This is a genomic window from Streptomyces sp. NPDC014991 (genome assembly GCF_043080665.1).
Classification (GTDB): Bacteria; Actinomycetota; Actinomycetes; order Streptomycetales; family Streptomycetaceae; genus Streptomyces.
In genome coordinates, this window is the sequence record NZ_JBIBVY010000009.1 from 207,836 (window position 1) to 234,540 (window position 26,705).

General features: G+C 73.3%; 22 protein-coding genes and 1 other RNA gene. 10 read left to right on the top strand and 13 right to left on the bottom strand.

The window, feature by feature from the left end:
- Nucleotides 1–7 precede the first annotated feature (7 nt).
- The 3 genes from ACF1BE_RS17005 to ACF1BE_RS17015 all read right to left on the bottom strand — a co-directional run bounded on the left by ACF1BE_RS17005 (nucleotide 8) and on the right by ACF1BE_RS17015 (nucleotide 2,263).
- A complete protein-coding gene (locus ACF1BE_RS17005; RefSeq protein ID WP_392199813.1) occupies nucleotides 8–787 on the bottom strand; it encodes an anti-sigma factor family protein in 780 nt (259 codons plus the stop codon).
- Nucleotides 788–837: 50 nt separating this feature from the next.
- Nucleotides 838–1,422 (bottom strand): sigma-70 family RNA polymerase sigma factor, encoded by a 585-nt coding sequence (locus ACF1BE_RS17010; protein ID WP_030167252.1) that lies wholly within the window; start codon nucleotides 1,420–1,422, stop codon nucleotides 838–840.
- Nucleotides 1,423–1,669: 247 nt separating this feature from the next.
- Nucleotides 1,670–2,263, bottom strand: coding sequence for a CGNR zinc finger domain-containing protein (locus ACF1BE_RS17015; protein WP_392199814.1), 594 nt, complete (start codon nucleotides 2,261–2,263; stop codon nucleotides 1,670–1,672).
- A gap of 191 nt (nucleotides 2,264–2,454) precedes the next feature.
- Here ACF1BE_RS17015 and ACF1BE_RS17020 point away from each other — a divergent pair, with 191 nt between their 5' ends.
- The 4 genes from ACF1BE_RS17020 to ACF1BE_RS17035 all read left to right on the top strand — a co-directional run bounded on the left by ACF1BE_RS17020 (nucleotide 2,455) and on the right by ACF1BE_RS17035 (nucleotide 6,200).
- The gene (locus tag ACF1BE_RS17020; RefSeq protein ID WP_392199815.1) at nucleotides 2,455–2,997 is read left to right on the top strand and encodes a putative immunity protein; all 543 of its coding nucleotides are present in this window, start codon (nucleotides 2,455–2,457) and stop codon (nucleotides 2,995–2,997) included.
- Nucleotides 2,998–3,156: 159 nt separating this feature from the next.
- Nucleotides 3,157–4,530, top strand: coding sequence for a nitrate/nitrite transporter (locus ACF1BE_RS17025; protein ID WP_392199816.1), 1,374 nt, complete (start codon nucleotides 3,157–3,159; stop codon nucleotides 4,528–4,530).
- An 87-nt stretch (nucleotides 4,531–4,617) separates the two neighbouring features.
- Entirely contained in the window at nucleotides 4,618–5,769 is a 1,152-nt protein-coding gene (locus ACF1BE_RS17030; protein ID WP_392199817.1) for a uroporphyrinogen-III synthase, read from the top strand.
- 95 nt (nucleotides 5,770–5,864) lie between these two features.
- Entirely contained in the window at nucleotides 5,865–6,200 is a 336-nt protein-coding gene (locus tag ACF1BE_RS17035) for a hypothetical protein (protein WP_392199818.1), read from the top strand.
- A 57-nt stretch (nucleotides 6,201–6,257) separates the two neighbouring features.
- Here the strand turns inward: ACF1BE_RS17035 and ACF1BE_RS17040 are convergent, their stop codons facing one another.
- Nucleotides 6,258–7,235 (bottom strand): LysR family transcriptional regulator, encoded by a 978-nt coding sequence (locus ACF1BE_RS17040; protein ID WP_392199819.1) that lies wholly within the window; start codon nucleotides 7,233–7,235, stop codon nucleotides 6,258–6,260.
- Between the two features lie 83 nt (nucleotides 7,236–7,318).
- Here ACF1BE_RS17040 and ACF1BE_RS17045 point away from each other — a divergent pair, with 83 nt between their 5' ends.
- The 3 genes from ACF1BE_RS17045 (at nucleotide 7,319) to ACF1BE_RS17055 (ending at nucleotide 10,787) form a co-directional block, all read left to right on the top strand.
- Nucleotides 7,319–8,581 (top strand): MFS transporter, encoded by a 1,263-nt coding sequence (locus tag ACF1BE_RS17045; RefSeq protein ID WP_392199820.1) that lies wholly within the window; start codon nucleotides 7,319–7,321, stop codon nucleotides 8,579–8,581.
- Between the two features lie 423 nt (nucleotides 8,582–9,004).
- A complete protein-coding gene (locus ACF1BE_RS17050) occupies nucleotides 9,005–9,127 on the top strand; it encodes a hypothetical protein (protein ID WP_276209440.1) in 123 nt (40 codons plus the stop codon).
- Nucleotides 9,128–9,440: 313 nt separating this feature from the next.
- A complete protein-coding gene (locus ACF1BE_RS17055) occupies nucleotides 9,441–10,787 on the top strand; it encodes a helix-turn-helix domain-containing protein (protein ID WP_392199821.1) in 1,347 nt (448 codons plus the stop codon).
- 111 nt (nucleotides 10,788–10,898) lie between these two features.
- Here the strand turns inward: ACF1BE_RS17055 and ssrA are convergent.
- The 5 genes from ssrA to ftsE all read right to left on the bottom strand — a co-directional run bounded on the left by ssrA (nucleotide 10,899) and on the right by ftsE (nucleotide 14,793).
- Nucleotides 10,899–11,266, bottom strand: a transfer-messenger RNA (tmRNA) gene (ssrA, locus tag ACF1BE_RS17060).
- A gap of 98 nt (nucleotides 11,267–11,364) precedes the next feature.
- A complete protein-coding gene (gene smpB, locus ACF1BE_RS17065) occupies nucleotides 11,365–11,844 on the bottom strand; it encodes an SsrA-binding protein SmpB (RefSeq protein WP_392199822.1) in 480 nt (159 codons plus the stop codon).
- Nucleotides 11,845–11,900: 56 nt separating this feature from the next.
- The gene (locus ACF1BE_RS17070; RefSeq protein ID WP_392199823.1) at nucleotides 11,901–13,082 is read right to left on the bottom strand and encodes a S41 family peptidase; all 1,182 of its coding nucleotides are present in this window, start codon (nucleotides 13,080–13,082) and stop codon (nucleotides 11,901–11,903) included.
- 67 nt (nucleotides 13,083–13,149) lie between these two features.
- Entirely contained in the window at nucleotides 13,150–14,067 is a 918-nt protein-coding gene (gene ftsX, locus ACF1BE_RS17075; protein WP_392199824.1) for a permease-like cell division protein FtsX, read from the bottom strand.
- Nucleotides 14,068–14,103: 36 nt separating this feature from the next.
- Nucleotides 14,104–14,793, bottom strand: coding sequence for a cell division ATP-binding protein FtsE (gene ftsE / locus ACF1BE_RS17080; RefSeq protein WP_020940379.1), 690 nt, complete (start codon nucleotides 14,791–14,793; stop codon nucleotides 14,104–14,106).
- 259 nt (nucleotides 14,794–15,052) lie between these two features.
- Here ftsE and ACF1BE_RS17085 point away from each other — a divergent pair, with 259 nt between their 5' ends.
- On the top strand, nucleotides 15,053–15,244 hold the full coding sequence (locus ACF1BE_RS17085) for a hypothetical protein (protein WP_100826534.1): 192 nt from the start codon (nucleotides 15,053–15,055) through the stop codon (nucleotides 15,242–15,244).
- A 122-nt stretch (nucleotides 15,245–15,366) separates the two neighbouring features.
- On the opposite strand, the gene ACF1BE_RS17090 is transcribed toward ACF1BE_RS17085, so the two are convergent.
- The 4 genes from ACF1BE_RS17090 to ACF1BE_RS17105 form a co-directional block, all read right to left on the bottom strand.
- Entirely contained in the window at nucleotides 15,367–16,302 is a 936-nt protein-coding gene (locus tag ACF1BE_RS17090; protein WP_392199825.1) for a hypothetical protein, read from the bottom strand.
- A gap of 297 nt (nucleotides 16,303–16,599) precedes the next feature.
- On the bottom strand, nucleotides 16,600–17,706 hold the full coding sequence (gene prfB / locus ACF1BE_RS17095; protein WP_392199826.1) for a peptide chain release factor 2: 1,107 nt from the start codon (nucleotides 17,704–17,706) through the stop codon (nucleotides 16,600–16,602).
- A 137-nt stretch (nucleotides 17,707–17,843) separates the two neighbouring features.
- Nucleotides 17,844–19,070 (bottom strand): serine/threonine-protein kinase, encoded by a 1,227-nt coding sequence (locus ACF1BE_RS17100; RefSeq protein ID WP_392199827.1) that lies wholly within the window; start codon nucleotides 19,068–19,070, stop codon nucleotides 17,844–17,846.
- Between the two features lie 111 nt (nucleotides 19,071–19,181).
- The gene (locus tag ACF1BE_RS17105; protein WP_392199828.1) at nucleotides 19,182–20,918 is read right to left on the bottom strand and encodes a protein kinase; all 1,737 of its coding nucleotides are present in this window, start codon (nucleotides 20,916–20,918) and stop codon (nucleotides 19,182–19,184) included.
- 371 nt (nucleotides 20,919–21,289) lie between these two features.
- Here ACF1BE_RS17105 and ACF1BE_RS17110 point away from each other — a divergent pair, with 371 nt between their 5' ends.
- Nucleotides 21,290–25,090, top strand: coding sequence for an FHA domain-containing protein (locus ACF1BE_RS17110; protein WP_392199829.1), 3,801 nt, complete (start codon nucleotides 21,290–21,292; stop codon nucleotides 25,088–25,090).
- Between the two features lie 182 nt (nucleotides 25,091–25,272).
- Nucleotides 25,273–26,652: an ABC transporter substrate-binding protein gene (locus tag ACF1BE_RS17115; protein ID WP_392199830.1), complete on the top strand. Its 1,380-nt coding sequence runs from the start codon at nucleotides 25,273–25,275 to the stop codon at nucleotides 26,650–26,652.
- The last annotated feature ends 53 nt before the right edge of the window (nucleotides 26,653–26,705 follow it).

Genomic DNA, 26,705 nt, shown 5'->3' on the forward strand with positions numbered 1-26,705 from the left:
CGTGGCCCTACGCGTCGACCTGGACGAGCTTCTTGCCCTCGAAGGTCACGATCTCGAAGTGGTCGATCTCGTTCGGCTGGAAGGCCGCGGCTCCGCCGATGTAGAGCGGCTTCCTGGACTCCTCGGTCTTCGCGCCCGGGATGCCGTACCCCCAGTTCGGGACCGACCACGACGACATGGTCACGCGCTGCCCGTTCTTGGCGACGAGCACCAGGGAGCACTTCAGCGGGCCCTTGACGTTCTTCAGCTCCAGGACCGCCTGGGTGCCCCAGTCCTTGCGGGCCATGCCGACGGTCGCGCTGACCGACGTCGACGGGTCGGTGCCCGACTTCTTGTCGGACATGGTCTCGAAGGTCGCCTGGGCGGGCGTCGCGGTGACCTGCCGGCCACCGTCCGAGCCGGTGTTCACGGCCATGACGGTCAGCGGTCCGGCAACGATCAGCGCGGCCGCCGCCGCGACCATGTAGAAGCTGCGCCGGCGCTTCTGGGCGCGCCGCTCGGCGACCTCGTCCACCAGCTTCTCCGCCAGCCGAGGGCTGGGCCGGGCGGACAGCGACTCACCGATCGCGGGTGTGCTGCCGGAGCCGGGCAGGTCCGCGAGCGCGGCCAGCATCGGTTCCATCCCGGCCAGCTCGTCGAGCTGCTGGGCGCACCACTCGCAGCCGGCGAGATGCGCTTCGAAAGCGGTTGCCTCGGCGTCGTCGAGAATCCCGAGGGCGTAGGCGCCGACGGTCTCGTGCTCGCTCGGCACCGAAGATCCCTGCCTGGGGTTCATGGGGCCAGACATACCCGGACCACCCGGTCCGAATCCTGGCATTCCCCCGTAGCCGTTGCTCATCACGCCGTCACCCCCCGCTCCTCCAGTGCCAGCTTCATCGACCGCAGGGCGTAGAACACCCGGGAGCGGACCGTGCCGCTCGGAATGCCCAGCGTCTCGGCCGCCTCGTTGACCGTACGCCCCTTGAAGTACGTCTCGACGAGCACCTCCCGGTGGGCCGGGGTCAGGTCGTCGAGCGCGTCCGACAACGTCATCAGCCACAGCGCCTTGTCGATCTCGTCCTCCGCGGGGATGACCTCCAGCGGCGACGGATCGACCTCCTGCGGCCGGGCCTGCCGGCTGCGATGGCCGTCGATGACGATGCGGCGCGCGACCGTCACCAGCCAGGGGCGTACCGAACCGGTCGCCCGATTGAGCTGACCGGCGTTCTTCCAGGCACGGATGAGCGTCTCCTGCACGACGTCCTCGGCACGCTGCCGATCGCCGGCGACCAGTCGCAGGACATACGCAAGGAGAGGTCCGGCGTGCTCCCGGTACAGGGCACGCATCAGCTCCTCGTCAGGTTCCGAGGGCTGTGAGGACATGCGATGTCGGGCCCTCGATCCACGTTCATTGGCCACGGCCGCATCCTTGCGCACGCCCACCTCCGGTGTCCGGGGGTTCCCCCAGTCGGTCGCTCGTCCACCCGTACGGACACGGGTGGCCCGGCGTTCAAACCGGAGTGACAGATTTCTCCGAAGTGACGTGACGAGCGGGACATGGGTGCACATTCCCACCGAACGATCTTTACATTTCCGACACACCGCCGAAGCGGCCCGGCAATGCCCGTGTACCGGCCAACCAAACCTGGTGTTACGAACATCACTCCAGGTCCGGGGCGCGTACGACCGCTCAGTCGCGCGCGGGCGCGGTCCGCCGCCGGTGCCGGGCCACCCGCTCCCGGTTCCCGCACACCTCGCTGGAGCACCAGCGGCGGCGGCGCCCGCGGGAGGTGTCGAGGTACACGAGGGGGCAGTTGTCCCCCTCGCACTCGCGCAGGGCGGCCCTCGCCACGGGGTCGGTGAGCAGCTCGACGGCGTCCCGGGCCACGACGGCGAGCAGCGCGGCACAGCCGGGCGGTGCCGCCAGCTCCCGTACGAGGCCGCCCTCCTTCCCCCGTACGGCGAGGACGACCGGGACCGCAGCCCCGGCGGCCTCGTTCACCCGCCGCAGCGCACGCCCGTACGACGGCGTGCTCCCGGCGTGCCGCTCGCGCACCAACGTCCCTACGCTCCCGCGCAGTTCCCGGAACCCGGCCGGCCAGGAGGCGTCGGCGTGGTCCAGCGCCGTACCGGCGGGCACGATCCCGACGCCGGTGATCCACGCGCACAACGACCCCGTCCCGTCCAGCCGTTCGACCGGATGCGCGGTGGCGAGGAGACCCAGACACACCCGCCCGGCGTCGAACCGCAGCTCGTACGGGGGCGTGACGCCACCGAGTGCCATGTGCCAGTCACCGCCTAGGCAGGAACCGCGTGGAGCCATGCGCGAGCATGCCGGGGACCGTGCCGTCCCCTCCTCACACAGTGCCCGCCCGCGGGGGGCGCCGGAACCCCCCGCGCCCGGTTCGCGTGACCGCCCACGCTCCTGCGGCCGCGTCCTGGCGCCGGCCGGGCGGGCCACGGGAGGATCGGGCCATGCCCACGCAACCGAACGGACCGTCCACGATCGAGCTGAGCGCACACGAGCTGCGGGAGATCACGGGCTACGCCGCGGACTGCGCGTACCGCGTCCTGGCGCTCTTCGAGGAGAGCGTCCCCGCCGACCCGCGTCCTCGCGAGGCCGTCGACGCGGCCCGCGCCTTCGCGGCGGGCGGCCGGCGCACGGCGGCGCTGCGGCAGAGCGCGTGGGCGGCGTACCGGGCGGCGCGGGAGGCCCCCTCACCCGCCGCGGCCGAGGCGGCACGGGCGGCGAGCCACGCGGCCGGCGCCGCCTACCTGCACCCCAGGGCAAGCGCACACCAGGTGCGGCACGTGCTCGGCGCGGCGGCGCACGCGGCCCACGCCGAGGAACTGGCGGCCACGGACGGCCGGGGCGCCCGCGCCGGTGTCCGGGACCCGGCGGGCCGGGGCGTGCCCGCCGCGGTCGTCGCGGTGCTCGGCCGGCTGCCCGCCGCACCGGCCGGCGGCGGACGCGTGGGCGAGATCATGCGCGACCTCGACGCCGCGCTCCGCGGCTGAGGGCGCCCGGGCCGGCCGCCTCACCGGCCACCGGGCGGCCGAGTGAGAGCAACGTTCCCTTCCGGTCACCCACAGCCACAGGCCGGAAACCCGGCCTCCCTACCTTCGGGCTCAGTCAGTGGTCGGCAGACCGAGCAGCCGGAGCACCGTGGAGGCGCGATGACAGCCCCAGCCCCAACCCGTCGCAGTGGACGCTGGATCGAGCGCTGGGATCCGGAGGACGAGGAGTTCTGGGCGGCGACCGGGGAGCGGATCGCCCGCCGCAACCTGTGGTTCTCCGTGCTCTGCGAGCACATCGGGTTCTCCGTCTGGGCCCTGTGGTCGGTGCTGGTGCTGTTCATGGGGCCCGAGTACGGGCTCAGTCCCGCCGACAAGTTCCTGCTGACCTCGGTGGTCACCCTGGTCGGCGCGGTCGCCCGCGTGCCGTACACCTTCGCCGTCGCCGTCTTCGGCGGCCGGAACTGGACGGTGATCGCGGCCGGTCTGCTGCTCGTCCCGACCGTCGCGGCGTTCTGGGTGATGGAACCGGGGACGTCCTTCTCCACCTTCCTCCTGGTGGGCCTGCTGACCGGTATCGGCGGCGGCAACTTCGCGTCCTCCATGACCAACATCAACGCCTTCTTCCCGCTCAGGAGGAAGGGCTGGGCGCTGGGTCTGAACGCCGGCGGCGGCAACATCGGCGTGCCCGTCATCCAGCTCGTCGCGCTCGCCGTCATCGGCGCGAGCGGCGGCCCGCGCGTGCTGCTCGGGATCTACATCCCGCTGATCGTCGTGGCCGCCGTGCTCGCCGCGCTGTTCATGGACAACCTGGCCTCGGTGCGCAACGACACCGGCGCGGCCAAGGACGCCGCGAAGGACGCCCACACCTGGATCATGGCGTTCCTGTACATCGGCACCTTCGGCTCGTTCATCGGCTACAGCTTCGCCTTCGGCCAGGTGCTGACGATCCAGTTCGGCCGGACCCCGCTCCAGGCGGCGTACCTCACCTTCGTCGGCCCGCTGCTCGGCTCCCTCGTCCGGCCCGTCGGCGGCCGACTCGCCGACCGGTACGGCGGCGCCCGCATCACCCTGTGGAACTACGTCGGCATGGCCGCCGCCACCGCCGTCCTCGTGGCCGCCAGCATGCGGCAGTCGCTGCCGCTGTTCGTGTCCGTCTTCGTCGTCCTGTTCGTCCTCAGCGGCCTCGGGAACGGGTCGACGTACAAGATGATCCCCGGCATCTTCCAGGCCAAGGCCCTGGCCGAGGGATTGGAGGGCGAGGCGGCCGTCGCCCAGGGCCGACGGCTGTCCGGCGCCTCCATGGGCCTGATCGGCGCGGTCGGCGCGCTCGGCGGAGTCGGTATCAACCTCGCCTTCCGGCAGTCCTTCCTCTCCTCCGGCACCGGCACCGGCGCCTTCGTCGCCTTCCTCGTCTTCTACGGCGCCTGCTTCTCGCTCACCTGGGCCGTATACCTTCGTCGCACGGCCGGGCAGGCTCCGGCGACGGCAGCGGCTTCACCGGAGAAGGCCCAGCTCGGCTACGCCGAGGTGTGACGTAACACCGGCGACACGGAGCCGAACCGAGCCTGTCACGCACCGTTGACAGGCTCGGTCGGCGTGCCGGTCAGCTAGGAGAGCCCCATGGACCACGAAGAGCAGCAATCCGAGCACGGCCCCCTCGCCGGGTTCACCGTGGGCGTCACCGCCGCGCGCCGCGCCGACGAGCTGGGCGCCCTGCTCCGGCGGCGCGGCGCCACCGTCGTGCACGCCCCCGCCCTGCGGATCGTGCCGCTCGCCGACGACGGCGAACTGCTCGCCGCCACGAAGGAGATCATCGGCCACGCGCCGGACGTGGTGGTGGCCACCACCGCGATCGGCTTCCGCGGCTGGGTCGAGGCCGCCGACGGCTGGGGCCTGGGCGAACAGCTCCTCGGCCGGCTGCGCGGGGTACGGCTGCTGGCCCGCGGCCCCAAGGTGAAGGGCGCCATCCGGGCCGCCGGCCTCACGGAGGAGTGGTCGCCCTCCTCGGAGTCCCTGGCCGAGGTGCTCGACCGCCTCCTGGAGGAGGGCGTCGACGGGCACCGCGTCGCCGTACAGCTGCACGGGGAGCCGCTGCCCGGCTTCGTGGAGTCGCTGCGCGCCGCGGGCGCGGACGTGGTCCCGGTCCCGGTGTACCGCTGGATGCCCCCCGAGGACATCAGCCCCCTGGACCGCCTCCTGGACGCGGCCGTCACCCGCGGTGTGGACGCGGTGACCTTCACCAGCGCCCCCGCCGCGGCCTCGCTCCTCTCCCGCGCGGAGGACCGCGGCCTGCTGGACGAGCTGCTGGCGGCCCTGGCCCATGACGTCCTGCCGGCCTGTGTCGGCCCGGTCACCGCGATCCCGCTCCAGGCCCACGGAGTGGACACGGTCCAGCCGGAGCGCTTCCGCCTCGGTCCCCTCGTCCAATTGCTGTGCCAGGAACTCCCCTCCCGTGCCCGGGCGTTGCCCGTCGCCGGCCATCGGGTGGAGATCCGCGGCCACGCGGTCCTGGTGGACGGCGACCTCCGGCCGGTACCCCCGGCCGGTATGTCCCTGCTGCGCGCCCTGGCCCGCCGTCCCGGCTGGGTCGTCTCGCGCGCCGACCTGCTGCGCGCCCTGCCCGGCACAGGCCGCGACGAGCACGCCGTGGAGACGGCGATGGCCCGCCTGCGCACGGCCCTCGGCGCGCCGAAGATCATCCAGACGGTGGTGAAACGGGGCTACCGCCTGGCGCTGGACCCGGCGGCGGACGCGAAGTACGCGGACGCGTAGGCGCGCCGCCCGTGGCCGGGCGGGCCGAGGCTCAAGGCTCTGGAGTTCCTCAAGTGGTTTGGGGTGTGCGGCCCGTTGCCCGCACCATGATCCTCGTGAAGGGATTCGCGGGACTCGACAGGAAGCAGGACTGCGTGCTGGTCATCCGGGACTCGGACATCATCACCGCGGGTCTGCGGGAGGTGCTGGCCGGGGCGCCGCCCGAGGAACGCCCGGGGCTGGAGCGCGCGCTCGCCGCCGTCGCCGCCACCGCCGGCGCCACCGAGGCGCAGCTGCGTGCCCGTTGGGTCCGCTCCCGGCTGGCCGAGGCCGGCTTCACCGGGAACATCACCTCGGTCGCCGCGCTGAGGGCGCTGCGCCGGGCCGAGCCGCAGCTGAGCCTGCTGGCGGCGGTCCAGCTCCAGAAGCAGGCGGTGGCGCACCCGGAGTAGGGCGGCCCGTGGGCCGTCCCGCCGGCCCCCGCACAGGGAGTACGGGGCGCGGGGCCGTCACGCGCGGGCGTTCATCACGTCCTCGTCGGCGGCGGGGATCCAGCCGTCACCGGGTCGCCGCAGCCATCCCTCGGCGCGGGCCATCTCGGCCCCCGCCCGGCGCAGCGCGGCCAGTGCGGGATGCGCCAGCCCCCGGCGCCAGACCAGGGAGACGGGTGACAGCGGGACGGGACCGACGAGGGGCCGGCGTACCGTGCCGGGCATGGGCGGGAAGTCCAGGACGGCCAGCACCGGGGTGCGGGTCTTGGCCATGATCCGCCCGAACTCCTCGTCTCCGACGGCCAGCGGAAAGGGCGGGGCGAGCCGGATCCCCCGGCCCTCGAAGAGCTGCCGGGCCAGGTCGGTCCACTCCCGGGTGCGCGGGTTCCCGGCACCGGCGTAGACCGTCTCCCCGGCCAGCGCGCCCACCGGCACCCGGGGCAGCGCGGCCAGCGGGTGATCGCCGGGCAGGACGACGGCCATCGGCTCGTAGCGCACCGGCTGCTGTTCCAGGCCGGACCGCAGCGCCGGGTCCAGCCCCGCGAACCGGCCGAAGGACACGTCCAGCCGGCCGGCCAGCAGATCGGCGGCGGCGCCCGTGAGGCCGCTCTCGTAGCGGGCCATCAGTTCGCAGTCGGGGGCGAGTTCCCGGGCCCGGTGCAGCACCCGGCGGCCGGTGACCAGGCCGGGACTGTTGAGGTCGACCAGCAGCGGGCGGGCCTGGCCGGGGGCGAACGCGGCCAGCAGATCGTCCTGGGCGGCGAGGACACGGCGCGCGAGCGGCAGCAGGCGTTCGCCGTCCGCGGTCAGCGTGACCTGCCGGGTGGTCCGCACGAACAGCTCGGCGCCCAGCTCCTTTTCCAGCCGTCGTACGTCCCGGCTGAGCGCCTGCTGGGCGACGTAGAGGCGGGCCGCGGCCCGGGTGAAGTGCAGTTCCTCGGCGACGGCGACGAAGGAACGCAGAAGGCGGGGGTCTGCGGGAGCGGGGGCGGGCATGGCCGGAACCTACAACGTCGGTGCGTGAATCGGCACGCGGAAGGTGTTGGACCGGTGATCCGCTCCGGGGCGACCGTGGGGGCATGCCGCAACAGACCGACACCGACGGCCGGATACGCCGGAAGGACGCGCCGCTCACCGGTTACCGTCGCATCTTCGCCCTTCCCGGTGCCCGCGCCTTCACCGCCGGGAACCTGCTCGCCCGCCTTCCCATGGGCATGTTCAGCGTGAGCGCGGTCGTGATGATCGCCGGTTCCCGGGACTCGTACGCCCTCGCCGGCGCCGTCACCGCGACCGGGCTCGCGGCGACCGGGCTGGCCGGGCCCTGGCTCGCCCGGCTGGTCGACCGGCACGGGCAGGCCCCTATCGCGCTGCCGGCCACACTCGTCTCCGTGCTCGGCAGCCTCGCGCTGCTGCTGTGCGTCCGCTACGACGCCCCCGACTGGACCCTGTTCGCCGCCTACGCCGGCACCGCGGCCACCCCGAACGTCGGCGGTCTGTCCCGCGCGCGCTGGGCCCACCTGCTGCGCGACGAACCGGGCGCGCTGCACACCGCGAACTCCTTCGAACAGGCCGCCGACGAGCTGTGCTTCATGCTCGGCCCGGTACTGGCCTCCTTCCTGACCGGCACGTTCTTCCCCGAGGCGGGCACACTGGCCGGGGCGGTGCTGCTCCTCGCCGGCATGCTGCTGTTCACGGCGCAGCGGGCGACCGAGCCGCCGCCGGTGGGCCGGTCCAGGGCACCGTCCCCGCTGCGCAGCCCGGGCATCGCGCCGCTGCTGGTCTGTTTCACGGCCACCGGCGCGGTGTTCGGTGCGATGGAGGTCGTCACGATCGCGTACGCCGACGCACAGGGGCATCGCGCGGCGGCCGGTGCCGTGCTCGCGCTCCAGGCGGCGGGCTCGTGCGGGGCGGGGCTGGTGTACGGCGCGCGGAGACCGGCCGTACCGCGGCTGACCCGGTGCCTGGCGGCGATGGCCGTGCTGATGCTCCTGCCGTGGTCGGCCGCCGCGTTCACCGGTTCGCTGCCGGTGCTGGCGGCGGCTCTGCTGCCGGCGGGCATGGCGACCGCGCCGACCATGGTGACGGCGATGACGCTGGTGCAGCGGCACACCCCGGCCGGTCGCCTCAACGAAGGCATGAGCCTGATGGTGACCGGGCTGCTCACCGGTGTCGCCTGCGGCTCGGCGGGGGGCGGCTGGGCGGCGGAGCACCTCTCCCCGGTCACCGCCTTCGCCGTGCCGGCCGCGGCGGCCGCGCTGGCGCTGCTCGTCGGCGCCGGCTCGGGCGCGGCGGGCCGGCTTCCGGGCCGCGACACGTGCTCCGACCGGCACACGCTCAGCTGAGCGTCCTTTCACGGACCGCGACGTGAAGTAAGCGGATCGTTATGAACGTGACCGATCCCACACGATCGGATTTCTTCTACGACCGGAAACACGGGCCACTCGGGGCCCGCGTCGCCACAGTCCCCACCGGTGCGGCCGCTCCGGCTCACCCGTAGCGGCCGTGAACTGCGATAACTGTCAACAACCGACCGGACCTACTGGTCAGTTGGCCGGCCGCCCCGCCATCCGGCGGGATGGTCAAACAAGCAACTGATCGTCAAGTAGACATTTACGAAGGGAGTTGGGGTTCGACGCGCCCACAACTGGGCCTGTATCGCGCGTGTGACCCGGTAGGCTCATCCCAACATCGTCTCTCGCGGCGCACCTCGCGATCGGCTCGCCCGATCGGGGCCGATCGCCCCGCGACCGAGAGGAGGTGTGCGCGTGGAGGACCCGCCCGACGGCGGCGGGCGTGACAACCGGAAGACCGCCCGGAGGATCTTCGGTTGGCTGGCGCTCCAGGCACTGGGTGCCTGGCTGCGACACCAGCTGGAAAACATCTTCTGACGGCGGAAGGCCCCCTGCGGTAACAGGGGACCTTCGGGGTCTCGCTCCCACACGCCGGCCCTGTGCCCCCGCCAACGGCGTCGACACCGTGGGGGCCAGGGCCACTTTCACAACCGAGCTACGTGGACCACAGTGACGAACCTGCGGCCGACGTCGTCCAACCTCGCGCATTTCGGCGGGCGCATCCACCGGTTCAGCCGCCTAAAAGCAAAGCGGGCCAGGTGAGTTGCGACCGCCGCCTGACGATGTGAAACGGTCGTGGCCTGGAAATGGTACCCCTAAAGTGGTCCTCCCGAGGAGGATGAGCACGCTCATGGCACGGGGCCTGGCCGATTTCAGCCCATCGGAGCTGCGCGCGCTCCGCATGAACATCTACGCGCGTCCCGGTGCGGTCGCCCTGACGGCGGAGGAGCTGGCGCGGGAGGTCGGCACCACGAAGGCGCAGATCCTCGCCTACGAGAACGGGCACCGAGTGCCAGATCCGCCCCGGGTGCGCGCCCTCGCCCGGGCGCTGGGCACCCACCCCTCCACGCTGATGAACCACCAGCGCCACGCGTCCTGGGACATCGCCGACGTGCGGCGCGCCTGCGGTCTGCGGGCACGCGACGTGGTGGACGCGCTCGGGGTGTCACCCAAGAACTACCGGCGGTTCGAGAACGAGGGCATCGTGCCCAGCCGGCGCCCCCGCTTCCTGGACCAGGTAGCGGCCCTCTTCGCCATCTCGCGGGCCACCCTGGAGCGCGCCGTCAACCGCACCCCGGCCGTCCGCCTGCGCCAGGAGCGGGCCGCCGAGCTGATCGAGGCCCTCGCCGAGCGGTACGTGCCCGCCCCGGGGCCGTGGAAGGGACCGGCGCCCGACGACCCGGACCTGATCGAGCTGGCCACCGCCTACGGCCGGCCCGTACAGCGCACCAGACGCGTCCTGACCTACGAACTGGGCGAGCTGCGGCAGACGCACGTACGGGCGGAGCGGGAGCGGGTCGTCGCCGACTTCGACACCGACCGGGACCGGCAGGCCAACGCCCAGCTGGCCCTCGCCCGCTGGAACCAGGTCTACGCCCGTGAGCTGGGCCGCATAGCCCCCCGGCTGGAACAGTTCCACCGCAACGCCCAGCCGTCCACGTACTGGCAGCTGCTCGTGGACCTGTTCAACGTGGAGGCGTACGCGTCCCGCACCGAGGGCGGCCTGTGGGCGGTGACCAGGCTGCTGGCCGCCGACGCCGCGCGCCTGCCGCCGCACCTGGTCGAGCAGCGCCAGATCGAGGGCGTCTGCGTCTGCCGGCTGACGGCGGCCGGGCTGGGACACCTCAACACCTTCGCCGGCCTGTACGCGGCCCTGTACCCGGGGGTCCGCCGGCCGCTGCGCCCCACCCACCGCTCCGGCGGGTCACGTGGCCGGCTGTCACCCGGGACCGAGACCTTCTCCGTCCCGCAGCACGGCGAGCGTCTGGTCGTGCCCCAGCCCGCGCTGGAGGCGTTCCGCGGCGTGGTGGCGCGCACCAAGTCGTTCGTGACCGTGGAACTCGGCCCCCGTCTGCGGCTCACCGTCGGACCGAACTTCGTGACCGCCGTCCCCGTCGAGGGGGAGCTGCCCGATCCGGGGCTCCCCGGCGAGGGCGCCGGCGGGGACGGCGGCTGGAGGGACACCCCGCCGGCCTGAGCGGGGCGCCCCTCCGCCCGGCACGGGGCGGGCATGACGAAGGCCCCGCCGCTGCGTGCGGCGGGGCCTTCGCCCACATGGGAGGTGGGAGGCCCGGGGGCCTCCCGATCGTGGTGGAGATGGCGGGAATCGAACCCGCGTCCAACGGTGCGGAATCAGGGCTTCTCCGTGTGCAGTCCGCTACGTTTTTCTCGGCCCCGGAGATCACGCGAACAAGTCTCCGACGGGCTCAGTCACTGTTAGGTTTCCCTCTTCACCCCGTGACCGGGATCAAGGTTTAGTTCCCTAGCTGATGCCAGGATCCGGGTCGGGAACAGCCCCGGGCTGACACTTCGCAAGTCGCTACTTAGGCAGCGAGGGCGAAGGAATCGCGCTTGGTGTTGGCGATTATTTTTTCGGCCTGTGGTTTACGAGATCATGGCCGCTTCCTCGACACGCTTCCCCTGCTTCGACAGCCGCTGTCGAAACCGATCATCCCCATGTGTATTTCTCAAGGTGCGCACCCGCTGTGAGGTGCAGGCCCCATCGTACGGGAACAACGCGGGCACGTGCCAGCGTATTCCCCCCGCCGGCTCCGCTAACCGCGCTGGCGCCGGCGTGCCGCGGAGATCACCCGCTCCGTCTCCCGCCGGTCCTGCTTCTCCCGCAGGGTCTGGCGCTTGTCGAACTCCTTCTTGCCCCGCGCCAGCGCGATCTCGACCTTGGCCCGGCCGTCCTTGAAGTACAGGGCGAGGGGCACGATCGTGTGCCCCGTCTCCTGGGACTTGGCCTCCAGCTTGTCGATCTCCGTGCGGTGCAGCAGCAGCTTCCGCTTGCGGCGGGCGCTGTGGTTGGTCCAGGTGCCCTGGACGTACTCGGGGACGTGCACGTTGTGCAGCCACGCCTCGTGCCCGTCCAGCTGTACGAAGCCGTCGGCCAGCGAGGCCCGCCCCTGGCGCAGTGACTTGACCTCGGTGCCCATGAGGACCAGACCGGCCTCGTAGGTGTCGAGGATGTGGTAGTCGTGCCGCGCCTTCTTGTTCTGCGCGATCAGCTTGCGCCCTTGTTCCTTAGCCATAGTGCCTGCCATTTTCGCACCAGGGAGGGGGTGCGCGTACAGCCGATTACGGCGGGCTAGGAGGGGTCGCCCAGGCCCGTGAGGACCGTCTCCGCCCGCCCGAGGGCCTCCGGGCCCGCCTCCAGGTCCGGTGTGATGCCCCGGCCGTCGACCGCGTGTCCCGAGGGGGTGCGGTAGTGGCCGACGGTCAGCTCGGCCACCGAGCCGTCGGGCAGCTCGGTAGGCATCTGGACGGAGCCCTTGCCGAAGGTGCGGGACCCGATCACGACCGCGCGGCCCCGGTCCTGGAGGGCGCCGGTGAGCAGCTCGGCCGCGCTCATGGTGCCGCCGTCGACGAGGACGACCAGGGGCCGGGCGGTGTCGCCGCCGCTGTGGGCGTGCAGGGCGCGCTGGACGCCGTCGACGTCGTAGGTGGCGACCAGGCCGCCGTCCAGGAACCCGGAGGCGGTGTCCACCGCCTCGGTGACCAGGCCCCCGGAGTTGCCCCGCAGGTCGAGGATGGTCCCGCCGTCGGCCGGGGCGGCGCGCAGGGCCTCGCGGACGGCGTCGGCGGAGCCCTTGGTGAACGCGGCGATCCTGACGACGGTGACCCCGCCGGGCAGCCGGCGCGAGGTCACGGAGTGGGTGGACAGCCGGGCCCGGCGCAGGGACTCGGTCCACGCGCGCGTGCCCCGCTGGAGGCCGAGCCTGACCGTCGTACCGGCCGGGGCGTCCGGGGCGTGCGCGGCCGGCGCGTCTCCGCGCAGCAGGGAGACCACCTCGGTGACCGGCCGGCCGTCGACCCTGCTGCCGTCGACGCTGCGCAGCCGGTCACCGGCGCGGATCCCGGCGTCGGAGGCGGGCGAGCCGGGCTGCACCCCCGTCACCTCGATCCGGCCGTCGGGCTCCCGTCGCGCCGACAGCCCGACGCCGGTGTAGCGGCCGTCGAGGGCCTCCTGGAACTCCTCGTACTCGCCCTCGGAGTAGACCGCGCCCCAGCGGTCCCCACTGCGGCTCACGGCCCGTTCGGCGGCCTCCATCGGGGACTTGCCGTCGGCCATCGCCTCGGCGGCGGCCCGCTCCACGGCCTCGTGCCGGGTGGCCGGGCCCGCCGGTCCGGCGGCGGGCCCGTGGGCGGGCCCGGGTCCCGGGAAGGAGCCGGTGGCGGCGCCGGCGGCCAGTACGCCGGCGAAGACCAATGCCAGGGCGGCCCCACGGCGCATGCGGCGGGGCTGACAGAGCGGGTCACGGCCTGACATGGCGGTGAGTCTAGGACAACGCGAAGGGCCGTACGGGCGGATGCCCGTACGGCCCTCTTGGCATGCGTCACACCTTCAGGTACTTGCGCAGGGCGAAGAACGCCGCAAGTGAGGGCATCAGCACGCTGGTGGCGAGGATGAGCGGCAGCTTGGCCAACACCGCGTCCCAGCCGACGAAGTTGATGAGCGTGAGCTTGTGGGAGAGGTCCATGCCGTGGTCGATGGTGAAGTACCGGCCGACCACGAGGCCCACACAGGCGAGACCGCCGCCGATGAGTCCGGCGACCGCGGCCTCGGCGATGAAGGGCGCCTGGATGTAGAAGCCCGAGGCGCCGACCAGACGCATGATGCCGGTCTCGCGCCGGCGGCTGAACGCGGAGACGCGCACGGTGTTGACGATCAGCAGCAGGGCGACGATCAGCATCATCGCCATCACCCCGAGCGCGCCGCGGTTCATCAGGTTGAGCAGCTGGAAGAGGTTGTCCAGGATGCCCTTCTGGTCCTGCACCGACTGCACGCCGTCCCGCCCGTTGAACGCGGTGGCGATCACCTGGTACTTCTGCGGGTCCTCGAGCTTGATCCGGTACGACTCCTGCATCTGGTCCGGCGTCAGCGAGCCGGCCAGCGGGGAGTTGCCGAACTGCTCCTTGTAGTGCTTGTACGCCTCGTCCTGCGACTCGTGGGTCACGTTCTCGACGACGGGCATCTTCCTCAGGTCCACGAGGATCTGCTTCTTCTGGTCCTCGGTGACGGCGCCCTTGGCGCAGTGCACGTCGTTCTCCGCGTCGTGCTTGTTGCACAGGAAGATCGAGACGTTGACCTTGTCGTACCAGTAGCCCTTCATGGTGCTGACCTGGTCGCTCATCAGCAGCGAGCCGCCGAAGAGGGCCAGGGAGAGGGCGACGGAGACGATGACGGCGAAGGTCATCGTCAGATTGCGGCGGAGACCGACACCGATCTCCGACAGGACGAACTGGGCGCGCATGGCGGGTTCTTCAGGCCTTTCGGGAACTGGGGGCGGTCAGTGCTGGTAGCCGTAGACGCCGCGGGCCTGGTCGCGGACGAGGCGGCCCTTCTCCAGCTCGATGACGCGCTTGCGCATCTGGTCCACGATGTTCTGGTCGTGTGTCGCCATGATGACGGTGGTGCCCGTCCGGTTGATGCGGTCGAGCAGCTTCATGATGCCGACGGAGGTCTGCGGGTCGAGGTTGCCGGTGGGTTCGTCGGCGATCAGCAGCTTCGGCCGGTTGACGAACGCGCGCGCGATGGCCACGCGCTGCTGCTCACCACCGGACAGCTCGCCCGGCCTGCGGTCCTCCTTGCCGCCGAGCCCGACGAGGTCGAGCACCTGCGGCACGGATTTGCGGATCTCGCCGCGTGACTTGCCGATGACCTCCTGCGCGAAGGCCACGTTCTCGGCGACCGTCTTGTTGGGCAGCAGCCGGAAGTCCTGGAAGACCGTGCCCAGCTGGCGGCGCATCTGCGGCACCTTCCAGTTGGAGAGACGCGCGAGGTCCTTGCCCAGCACGTGCACCTGGCCGTGGCTGCACCGCTCCTCGCGCAGGACGAGCCGCAGGAAGGTCGACTTCCCGGAGCCGGAGGACCCCACGAGGAAGACGAACTCGCCCTTCTCCACCTCCAGGGAGACATCCCTGAGTGCGGGGCGGGTCTGCTTGGGGTAGACCTTGGAGACGTTGTCGAATCGGATCACGGATGCACCACGGGTCGCCGGGGGTAGATGAGCGTGACCATACGCGAACCCGGTGTGCAAGTGCAGTCGCAGGCTGAGGTTGGGCAAGAGATGTACGTTTTTGTGCCTGCTGTCCGCCCGCGCCCCCTCCCGACGCCTGCTTCCCGGGGCCCCGCGCACGCCGCGCGGGAACCTGGCACAGTGGATGGGGAACGAAGGGGAACGTTCGCGTTCCCGTGAGCGTTGTACATGTGATGGCCGGTGCAAGGAGGGCGAGCGCATGACGTACGACCGGTTGGTGTGCGCGAACTGTGCTGCGCCCGTGAGCGAGGGCCGGTGCCCCGTGTGCCGTGCCAACCGCGAGCGACTGCAGCAGGAGGGCTTCCTCGCGGGGCTGAACCCGATGGCGCTGATCGCGCTGCTGGCGGTGCTGATCGCCGCGGTGGCGCTGCTGGCGCACCAGACCGCGTAGCAGCCCGCGGAAGCGCCCGGCGGGGGCGCGGGAGACGCGGAAGCGTCGTAAGGGCCCGGAGCGCCTGGCTCCGGGCCCTTACGTGTGTGCCGTGCGTGCGGTGGGTGATCGCGTGGCTACGGTCAGGCGGTGGCGCCGCCCCGGCCGTTCACCAGACGCGGCAGGATGCGGAAGCCGATACCACCGGCGATCATCGTCGCGGCGCCGACGAGCAGGAACGCGGTCTGACCGGCACCGGTCTCGGCGAGCTGCTTGTCACCGCCCTGGACCGTGGTGTCGGACCCGGTGTCGGTGAGCGTCGCGGAGCCCTCGTCCTGCGGGACGTTGTTGTTGCCGCCCTCGGGGACGGTGTGGTTGCCACCGGTGCCGTTGCCGCCGTCACCGGTGCCGCCGTCACCGGTGCTGCCGGTGCTGCCGGAATCGCCGGTGCCGCCGGTGCCGCTGTCGCCGCCGGAGGTGCCGGAGCCACCGCTGGTGCCGTTGCCGCCGTTGCCGTTGCCGCCGTCGGAGCCGTTGCCGCCGTTGCCGTTGCCGCCGTCGGAGCCGTTGCCGCCGTTGCCGTTGCCGCCGTCGGTGGTTCCGCCGGTGGTGACGGTGCCGCCGTCGGTCGTACCGCCGTCGGTGGTTCCGCCGGTGGTGACGGTGCCGCCGTCGGTCGTACCGCCGTCGGTCGTACCGCCGTCGGCCGTACCACCGTCGGTCGAACCGCCGGTGGTGACGGTGCCGCCGTCCGTGGTCCCGCCCGTGGTGACGGTTCCGCCGGTGGTGACGGTGCCGCCGTCGGTCGAACCGCCGTCGGCCGTACCACCGTCGGTCGAACCGCCGGTGGTGACGGTGCCGCCGTCGGTGCAGATGCCGATCGGGCAGCCGCCGTCGGTACCGCCGTCGGTCGAGCCGCCGTCGGTGTTGCCGACGCCGCTCACGCCCAGGCTGATCGGGCCCGCCTGGACATCGAGGTCCAGGGCGGACGCCGCGCCGGCGGCGGTCAGCGACGCACCGGCCGCGATCACGGCGCCGGCGGCTATCCGCGCGACCCGGATCCGCGTCTTCTTCGTCATGTGGTTGCTACCCCCAGTAGCTGATCGTCAGAGAGGCGGCGTGTGGGGCAGGCCGTGATCGACGGAGGCAGCCGGTGACGAAGATCGCGTCAACTCATTCCCCCGGTTCACATGCGCCCCAGACTGTACGCATGCCGCGGCTCACCCTTCCGATTTTTCAAAGCAACGTCAAGGCCGTTGCGCGCACAATGTCCAATGGGGCGGCGTTTGGGGCGAGATGGCGCCTGTGAGTGTGATGTAAAACCCAGACAAAAGCCAACTGCCGCCCTGCGGGCGGCAGTTGTCATGTCGACAAACTTACTTCTCCTGCTGCTTGCGCCAGCGAATGCCGGCCTCCAGGAACCCGTCGATCTCACCGTTGAACACGGCCTCCGGGTTGCCCACCTCATGCTCGGTGCGCAGGTCCTTGACCATCTGGTACGGGTGCAGCACGTACGAACGCATCTGGTTGCCCCAGGAGTTGCCGCCGTCGCCCTTGAGGGCGTTCATCTTCGCCTGCTCCTCCTGGCGGCGCCGCTCCAGCAGCTTGGCCTGGAGGACGTTCATCGCGGTCGCCTTGTTCTGGATCTGCGACCGCTCGTTCTGGCAGGAGACCACGATGCCGGTGGGCAGGTGGGTGAGCCGCACCGCGGAGTCGGTGGTGTTCACGCCCTGGCCGCCGGGGCCGGAGGAGCGGTAGACGTCCACCCGCAGTTCGGACTCGTCGATCTCGATGTGGTCGGTCTGCTCGACCACCGGAAGGATCTCGACGCCCGCGAAGGATGTCTGGCGGCGGCCCTGGTTGTCGTACGGCGAGATGCGCACGAGGCGGTGCGTGCCCTGCTCGACGGAGAGCGTGCCGTAGGCGTACGGAGCCTGCACGGCGAAGGTGGTCGACTTGATGCCGGCCTCCTCCGCGTACGACGTCTCGTAGATCTCGGTCTTGTAGCCGCGCTGCTCGGCCCAGCGCAGGTACATGCGCTGGAGCTTCTCGGCGAAGTCGGCGGCGTCGACGCCACCGGCCTCGGCACGGATGTTGACGAGTGCCTCGCGGGCGTCGTACTCGCCGGACAGGAGGGTGCGGACCTCCATCTCGTCCAGCGCCTTGCGCACCGAGGTCAGCTCGGACTCGGCCTCGGCGCGGGTGTCCGGGTCGTCCTCCTCCTCGGCCATCTCGAAGAGGACCGCGAGGTCGTCGATCCGGCCACGCAGCGTCTCCGCCTTCCTGACCTCGGCCTGGAGGTGGGAGAGCTTGCTGGTGACCTTCTGCGCCTCGTCCGGGTTGTCCCACAGGGACGGGGCCGCCGCCTGCTCCTCGAGCACGGCGATTTGTGCCCTCAGCGTATCGAGGTCCAGGACGGCCTCGATCGACTCCATGGTCGAGGAGAGGGACTTCAGCTCTTCGGATACATCGACGACTGCCACGCCTCCAGCGTAACGGCTGCGGCAAGCGGTCCCGCCCGCCTCCCGGCCGACCGGGGCGGGCGGGCACGACGGAGGGCGCGACGGAGGGCGCGACGGACGGGCGGGAGCACGGGTCCGGCCGCGGAGCCCCCGTCGGGTCAGGGGGCCGACGAGCTGTGGGAGGGCGGGGGCGGCGGGTCGTCCCCGTCCGCCGAGGCCAGCCACACGCCGACACCCACGACCGCCGCCAGGGCCGCTCCGGCCACGCCCAGCGTGATCCGGCGTCGGCGCACGGCGGCGCGGTGCCGAGCCGACCCCGGCCGGGGCGCGCCGGCGGCCCTGGGGACGCGCGCGGTCCCGTGGGCCCCGCCGGCCAGCTCGTCCGGCGCGGGGACCCGCATCGAGGTGTGCGTGTCGCGGTTGGAGTCCGGCCTGGCGCCGGGAACCAGGGGCACGGCACCCTTGCGCCGTACCGGCTCGGGCCCGCCCGGGGCCGCCGGCACCGGGTCCGCCGTCTCCTCCTCGGCCGGATCCGGCTCGTCCACGTCCAGCGGCGGTATCCCGGCCAGCGTCGGCAGCTGCTCGCGCAGCCGGGCCGCCAGCTCCGAGGCGCGCAGCCGGGAGGCGGGCGCCTTGGCCAGGCACTGCACCAGCAGCTGCCACAGCTCCTCGGGGATGCCGGGCAGGGGTACGACGGTCTCGGTGACGTGCCGCCGCAGCACGGCGCCCGGGTGTCCGCCGCCGAAGGGCGTGAAGCCGGCCAGCAGCTCGTACAGGACGGTCGCCAGCGCGTAGATGTCCACGGCGGCCCGGGGCGGCAGGCCCTCGACGATCTCGGGGGCGAGGTAGTCCGGCGTACCGATGATCTTCGTGGCGCGGGTCCGCTTCGGCGAGTCGATCAGCTTGGCGACGCCGAAGTCGGTGAGCAGGGCGGGGTGGGCGCCGCCCGGCCCGAGCGGGCCCTGCATGTCGAGGAGGACGTTCTCCGGCTTCACGTCCCGGTGGACGATCCCGGCCGCGTGGGCCGCCGCCAGGGCGTCGGCGACGTCCGCGACGATCGCCACGGCCGCCGCCGGGGAGAGCCGCCGCTCCCGCTCCAGGCGGGTGCGCAGGTCGGTGCCCCGCACGAGGTCCATGACCAGGGCCAGGTCGTTGCCGTCGACCACGAGGTCCCGCACGGTGACGATGTGCGGGTGTTCCAGGCCGAGCAGCGCGGTCCGCTCCTGTACGAAGCGTCCGACCAGCTCCTGGTCGGAGGCGAGGTCCTCACGCAGCAGCTTGACGGCGACGGGACCTTCCGGTCCCTCGCCCAGCCACACCGTGCCGGCGCTGCCCCGCCCCAGGATCTGGTGGGCGGTGTACCGGCTGCCGATCTTCCGTGCCAAGGCTGCTCCTACAGACGCGTGTTGTCGTTAAAACTACGCGTCCGGCGAGCCAACCTTCACCGCGGAGACGGAAATCACCCGGCAGATGTCGACAAATCTCCAGACCGGCGATCAGTTTCCGTTGCCGGACGAACCGCTCAGGTCCTTCACCCAGCCGCTCACCTTGCCGACCCAGTCGCTCACCTGGTCCCAGTACCCCTTGCCCTGGCCGATCCAGGTGTGCAGCGGGGTCAGCTCCCAGACCAGCCAGCTCGCCACGACCAGGATGACGATCGTGAACAGGCAGCCCTTCAGGCAGCCGAGACCGGGGATCTTCATCGGGTTGGCGCTGCGCTGCCGCGGCGCCCGGGGCTCGCGCCCGGGCCGCTGCGGCTCGGGCCGGGCCGGCGGCGCGTACTGCTGGGGCTGCGGCGTGGCGTACCGCTGGGGCTGCTGCTGCGGATAGCCGTAACCGGCGCCCTGCCCGTCCCCTCCGCCCTGCCCGCGCTGCCGGCCGCGCGGCTGCGGCTGCTGCGGGCGGGCCTGCGGGGCCGGGCGCGGCTGCTGCTGGGGCCGGGCCACCTGCCGCTGGGGGCGGCGGCGCAGCGGGTCCTCGTCCGGGCCGAGGTACTGGACCTGTGTCTGGTCGTTGCGGTCGCGGGCGGCCCGCAGCTGCGTCTGCCAGGGATGCGGCTGCTCGGGCTGCCCCTGCGGGCCGTACGGGGCCTGGCGGCCGTACTGGCCCTGCTGGTCCGGCGGGACGGGCGGCAGGACGGCCGTCGGGTCCGCGGCACCGGTGCTCGGCAGGACGGCGGTGGGGTCGGCGGCGCCCGCAGGGCCGCCGGTGTGCGGCAGCACGCTGGTCGCGCCGTTCGGGTCGTACGCCGCCTGCGGCCCGTTCGCCGGCAGCACCTGGGTGGCGTCGGCGGCGCCGGGCACGCCCGGGACGGCGGCGGGCGCCGGGTCCGGGGCCAGCAGCGCGCCGACGCCCTCGGCGGCGGCGATCTGCGCGGCGGTCGCGTGCACGCCGACGCCCTCGGAGACGACACGCAGCCCGCGCGCCAGGTTCTCCGCACTGGGCCGCTCGTCGGGGTTCTTGCGCAGGCAGCGCTCGATGACCGTCCACAGCGGGTCGGGGACGGTCGACGGGCGGCGCGGCTCGGCGCTCAGATGCTGGTGCAGGACCTCCAGCGCGGTGCCGCCGGCGAACGGCGGACGGCCGGTGACCAGTTCGTACAGCAGGATGCCGGCGCCGTAGACGTCGACGGCCGAGGTCTGCGGACGGCCCTCGGCGGACTCCGGCGCCACGTACGCGGGCGTGCCGACGAACTCGTGGGTACGGGTCAGGCCCGGGGAGTCGGCGAGACGGGCGATGCCGAAGTCGGTCAGCATCGGGTGCATCAGCCCGTCGTACTGCTTGAGCAGGACGTTCGCGGGTTTCAGGTCGCGGTGGACGACCCCGTCGGCGTGGCTCGCGGCGAGCGCGTCGGCGATCTGGGCCGTCAGCAGCGCGGCGGCGACCGGCGTGAAGGGGCCGTTCTCGCGCAGGTAGCGGTGCAGGTCGGGGCCGTCGACGAGATCCATGACGAGCGCCAGCAGGTCGCCCTCGACGACCAGGTCGCGGACCCGGACGATGTTCGGGTGGGTGAGCCGGAGCAGGACGGAGCGCTCACGCAGGAAACGCATCACGATGTCGGGGTCGCTCGCCAGCTCCTCCTTGAGGACCTTGATCGCGACGGTCTCCCCGGGCTGGCCCGGCACGGCCGCCTCGGCGCCCGCGGTCTCGCGCTGGCGGGCACGCCAGACGGTGCCTGTGGCGCCGCGTCCGAGCGGCTCCTCAAGCAGGTACTTGCTGCCGACTGGCCGCACGTCACGCGCTCCCTGCTGATTGCTGTGGCTCGCTGTCGCTCGCCTGCGTTCCGGTGTCCCGGACCACTGTAGTGCGGCCCCTCAAGGCACTACGTACGCGTTCCCGGGCATGTTCGAAGGAAAGACGCCGGGTCCGGTCCGGTGGTTGCCGGAGGCGGACGTGACCGATCTCAACTGATCACCGGCGAGACACTGGTCAGGCACTTTTGGGGGCAGAGCCGACCAATCAAGATCACTTGTCACCGGGTCCGGGGCGCGCTGTCGGTGGCAGGTGCAAGGATGCCTCCAGCAGTTACTGGCCGACGTGCTCGTGCGGGGTGGGGGGAAGTCCGCGCCCGCGCAGACCCGCGCAGAAGGGACCGCTGACGCCGATGCAGATCCGGCTGACCGTCGTAGATCCGCTGGGCCCTTCCCCGCAGCGGGGCCGCGCCGCGTGCCGTGACGTGCTGGTCACGGCACCCGTGGGCACGGAGCTGGCCGCGGTCGCCTCGGCGCTGGGCGCGGCGGTCACCGGGGAGAACGGCCCCGGCGCCGGGCGCGACGGCGGCAGTACGGCCGTCGTCCTCTACGCGGGCACCGAGCGGCTCGACCCGCGCCGCGCCACCCTCGGCGAGCCCCCGCTGGTCGACGGCGCCGTGCTGTCCCTCGGCGCGCCGGCCGTCCCCGAGCCGCATCCCGAGCCGGCCGACGCCCCCACCCAGCTGCACGTGGTCGCCGGACCCGACGCGGGCGGGGTCCATCTGCTGCACGGCGGCCGCATCACCGTCGGCCGCTCCGCCGAGGCGGACGTTCCGTTGGACGACCCCGACGTCTCCCGCCTGCACTGCGCGGTCACCGTCGGCGCGGACGGCCGCGTCTCGGTCGCCGACCTCGGCTCCACGAACGGTACGGCGCTCGACGGGGTGCGGGTGGGGCAACAGCCGGTGCGGGTCCCTGCCGGGGGGTTGCTGCGGATCGGGGAGTCGGCGTTGCGGGTCGCTGCGTCGGGGGGAGCGGGGGGGCCGGTTCCCACGGTGCCTGACGGGGAGGGATGCGTGCGGGTCGCCGTGGGGGACGGGGCGTCCGCGAGTGGTGTCGAGGGAGGTGTCCCGCCGTCGGCGGCCGCGGGTCCGGACGCGCGGGCCGGGGGGCCGGGCGCGGACGACTCGCCCTCGTTCGGCGCGGGCGCCGGTGCCGGGGGGACCGGCGCCGGGGTCTCGCCTTCGGCCGGCGGAGGTACCGGCGGGGTCGGTACGGGCGCCCCGCCTTCGGCCGGCGGCGTCGGTGCGGGTGCGCCGGCGTTCTCCGGCGCCGGTGGGCCCGGTGGAGGCGGGTCGCCCGCGGCGGGTGCGGACCGTGCCGGGGGCTCGGCCTCGGTCGGTGGGGCCGGTGTCACGGCGTCGGTGGATCCGGGCGGTGCGGGGGGTTCTTCCTCGGTCGGTGCGACGTATCACGGCTACGGGGCCGCTGGGGGCGGCGCCGGGGCTCGCGAGTACCCGGGTGGCGAGCCGGCTGAGGCCGGCCCTCGCGGTGGTCGTCCGGGCGCGGACGGCGCGACCTCCGGTGGTGACACCCACGCCGGGCGTTTCGGCGTCGGCGGGCCCGGAGGCCTGGCCGCGGCCCCGTACGGCGGTGCGGCCGCGCCGGCCGCCCGGCGGCGTGGCCTCGGCGCCTGGGCGCGACGCCTGGCCGGTGGGCGCGCGGAGCAGCCGGACGGCCGGGAGACGTACGCCGGTACGGCCGCCGGCAAGGGGCAGGCCACGCCGGCCGGTGCCCCGCAGCAGCCGGAGACGTGGCCGGACCCGGCCGCCCTGCTGCTGACCGCGCTCGGTCCGGGCCCCCGGCTGTGGGAGCGCGGGCCGGGCCACCCCGAGGCGCTGACCGTGCGGCTCGGCACGGCCGACCGCAGCGCGCCCGACGGTTCGGGCCTGCTGCCCGCGGTGCCGGTGACCGCCGCGCTGCGTGAGGCGGGGGCGCTCGGGCTGGCCGGTCCCCGCCCCCGGCTGTCCGGCCTGGCGCGCGCGGTGCTGGCCCAGCTCGCCGCCCTGCACTCCCCCGACCTGCTGGAGATCGTGCTGATCAGTGCCGACCGGTCCCGTCCGGTGGCGGACCGTACGGCCGAGTGGGCCTGGCTGGGCTGGCTCCCGCATGTCCGGCCGGGCCACGGGCAGGACTGCCGCCTGCTGCTGGCCTACGACCGCGAGCAGGCGGCGGCCCGCGCGGAGGAGCTGCTGCGCCGGGTGGAGGACCACGCGGCGTCGGGCCGGACCACCGCCCACCCGGGCCCGGTGCGCCCCACGGAACCCACGGCGGCGCCCTCCGCCCCGGGACGGACCACGCCGTACGGCACACCCGGTGACCCGCACGGCATGTCCATACCGCCCACGGGGACCGCGCCGGCCGCTTCTCCCGGCACCGCTTCCCAGGGCGCCGGCGCCCGCCGCCCGTCCTGGGCCCAGGACGGGGCCGGGCCGGCCGGCGCCGGTGGGTTCCCGGGGCCGTACACCGTCGTCGTCGTGGACGGCGATCCCGGCGGTTCGGCGCTGCGGGACGCCCTCGCGCGGCTGGCCGTGGCCGGACCGCGGGCCGGGATACACGTGGTGTGTCTCGCCGAGACCGACCCCGCCTCGCCCGTCTCCCCGGTGGCCCGGATGTACGAGGACGCCTGCACGGTGACGCCGACGTTCCGGCACTGCGGTGCCGTGGCCCTGCTCGGCGGGGACGTCGCCGCCGCGCTGCATCTGCTGCGGGTCGCGCCGAGCGGTCCCGTCGGCCCGGGCACGCTCGCCGGGGTCGACGCCGTCTCCGCCGCCTGGGCGGAGCGGTTCGCGCGGGCGCTGGCGCCGCTGCGGCCGGACGGCCCGGCCGGTGAGGGGCACGCGCGCGTGGCCGTACCGCTGCCGCAGTCGGCCCGGCTGCTGGACGAGCTGGGGCTGGCACGGGCCACCCCGGCGTCCCTGATGGCGCGCTGGGCGGACGCGGCCGACGACACCGGTTCGCCGGGCGGGCGGGCGCGGGCGGTGCTGGGTGCCGGCCCGCACGGGCCGGTCGGCGTGGACCTGGTGGCCGACGGGCCGCATCTGCTGATCGAGGGGCCGGGCGGCAGCGGCCGTACCGAGCTGCTGCGGGCCGTGGTGGCCTCGCTGGCCGCCGCCGAGCGGCCGGACCGGCTGGCGGTGGTCCTGCTCGACGGCCGGGACGGGGTCGGCACCGGCGCCGGGCGCGGTGAGGGCCTGCGGGTCTGCACCGACATACCGCACGTCACCACGCACCTCATCGCCAACGACCCCGTGCGCATGCGGGAGTTCGCGCAGGCCCTGGCCGCCGAGCTGAAGCGGCGGGCGGAGCTGCTGGGCCGCACGGACTTCGCGCAGTGGCACACGGGCCGGGAGGTGTCGGGCCGGCTGGTCGCCCAGCGGGCGCCGGTCCGCGCGGACGCCGCCGCACCGCGCGCGTCGGCCCACCAGGACGCCGCCGCGCACCGCGCGTCCGCCGCCGCGCAGCGCGGTCCGGTCACCGGTGACCTCGCCGCCCACCGTCCCGCGTCCGCCGAGCGCCTCACCGCACACCGTGCCCCGGCCCCCGGTGACGCCTCCGCCTCCGGAGACATCGAGAGCCCGTCCAGCTCCACGCTGCGGCTGCGGCCCGGTGCGGCGGCGCGGCGGCGGGCCGGGATGGTGGCGCTGCCCCGGCTGGTGGTGGTCGTGGACGACCTGGACGCGCTGGTCGCTCCCCCGCTCGGCTCGCCCGGCCGGCCCGCCGCCGGGTCGGTGATGCGGGCGCTGGAGGCGGTGGCCCGGGAGGGTGAGCGGCTCGGTGTGCACCTGGTGGCGGCGGCCGGGACCGGTGGCCGTACCGCGGAGTCGGAACCGGCGCGCCGGGCGGCGCTGCGGGTCACGCTGGACGCGCCGGTGGCGGGGCCGGAGCAGCCGGCGCCGGGGCGCGGCACGACGGTGAACGCGGACGGGAGGGCCGTCGGCTTCCAGGGCGGCCGGGTGACGGGCCGTATCCCGCGGACGGCGACCCAGCGGCCGACGGTGGTCCCGCTGGACTGGCAGCGCATGGGCGATCCGCCGGCCCGCCGGCCGGTGCGGGAGCTGGGCAACGGCCCGACGGACCTGGCCCTGCTGGCGAGCGCGGTGGAGCGGGCGGCCCGGGAGGTCGGGGCGGCGGAGGTCCCCTCGCTGCTGTAGCCGAAAGCGTGGCGCATACGTCCCTGGTCACGAGCCGGTCACGATGAGCGGGTCGACACGGCAGGCGCTCTTGCCCGTCCGGAGCGGCCCGGCGTACACCGGAGCGCACGGGACAGTCTTATGACGTTCAAGAGCCGTTCCTGGACACCGACGTTCAACGGAGAACGACGAACGGGGCATCGATGCGCAGCAAGAGCAGCACCGTCCGGACCCACAGCACCGCCACCGCACTCGCCGCGCTGCTCGCGGGAGCCCTCGCGCTCACCGCCTGTTCCAGCGGCGGCAACGACAAGAAGGGCAGCGGGGAGAAGACCGGCACGGCCACCGGTTCCACCGTCACCCTGCCGAAGCTGAACGGCGCGAATCTGGAGATCGCCGCCGTCTGGACCGGCCAGGAGCAGAAGAACTTCAAACTGGTTCTGGCCGAGTTCGAGAAGCGGACGGGCGCGAAGGTGACCTTCGTACCCGCGCAGGACCCGATCATCAACTTCCTCGGTTCCAAGATCGCGGGTGGTCAGCCGCCGGACGTCGCGCTGCTGCCGCAGCCCGGTGCGATCAGGCAGGCCGTGCAGAAGGGCTGGGCCGAACCGCTGGGAGCGCAGGCCCTGCGGGAGCTGCGGAAGAACTACTCACAGGGCTGGCAGGACATCGGCGCGGTCGACGGCAAGCCGTACGGCGTCTACTACAAGGCCGCCAACAAGTCGCTGATCTGGTACAACGCCACCGCCTTCGGCAACGCGGGCGCCAAGGAGCCCAAGACCTGGCAGGACCTGCTGACCGCCTCGCGGGCGGTGTACGACTCGGGGGTCACGCCCTTCTCGGTGGCGGGCGCGGACGGCTGGCCGCTGACCGACTGGTTCGAGAACGTCTATCTGTCCCAGGCGGGACCGGAGAAGTACGACCAGCTCGCCCAGCACAAGATCAAGTGGACGGATCCGTCCGTGAAGCGGGCGCTGACCACCCTCGCCCAGATCTGGGGCAAGAAGGACTACCTGGCGGGTGGCCGGAGCGGCGCGCTCCAGACGGAGTTCCCCCAGTCGGTCACCCAGACCTTCACCGGCGGCGACCAGCCGAAGTCGGCGATGGTCTACGAGGGCGACTTCGTGCAGGTCAACATCGGTGAGACCAAGGCGAAGGTGGGCACGGACGCCAAGGTGTTCCCGTTCCCGTCCGTCGGCTCCACGGCGCCCGTGGTCTCCGGCGGCGACGCGGCGGTGATCCTGAAGGACTCCAAGGCGGCCCAGGCCCTGGCCACCTTCCTCGCCTCCCCGGACGCGGCCACCATCCAGGCGAAGCTCGGCGGTTACCTCTCCCCGAACAAGAACGTGCCGGTGTCGGCGTACCCGAACGCGGTGCAGCAGAAGATCGCCAAGGCGCTGATCGCGTCCGGTGACGACTTCCGCTTCGACATGTCCGACCAGGCCCCGCAGGCCTTCGGCGGCACCCCCGGCAAGGGCGAGTGGAAGGACCTCCAGGACTTCCTGAAGAACCCGGCCGACGTCGCGGGCGCCCAGGCGCGGCTGGAGAAGGACGCCGCGGCGGCGTACGGAAGCGGGAGCTGATCCGGCGATGGCGTCGGCAGCGGCGGCCGGGGCCCCACCGGGCCCCGCCGCGC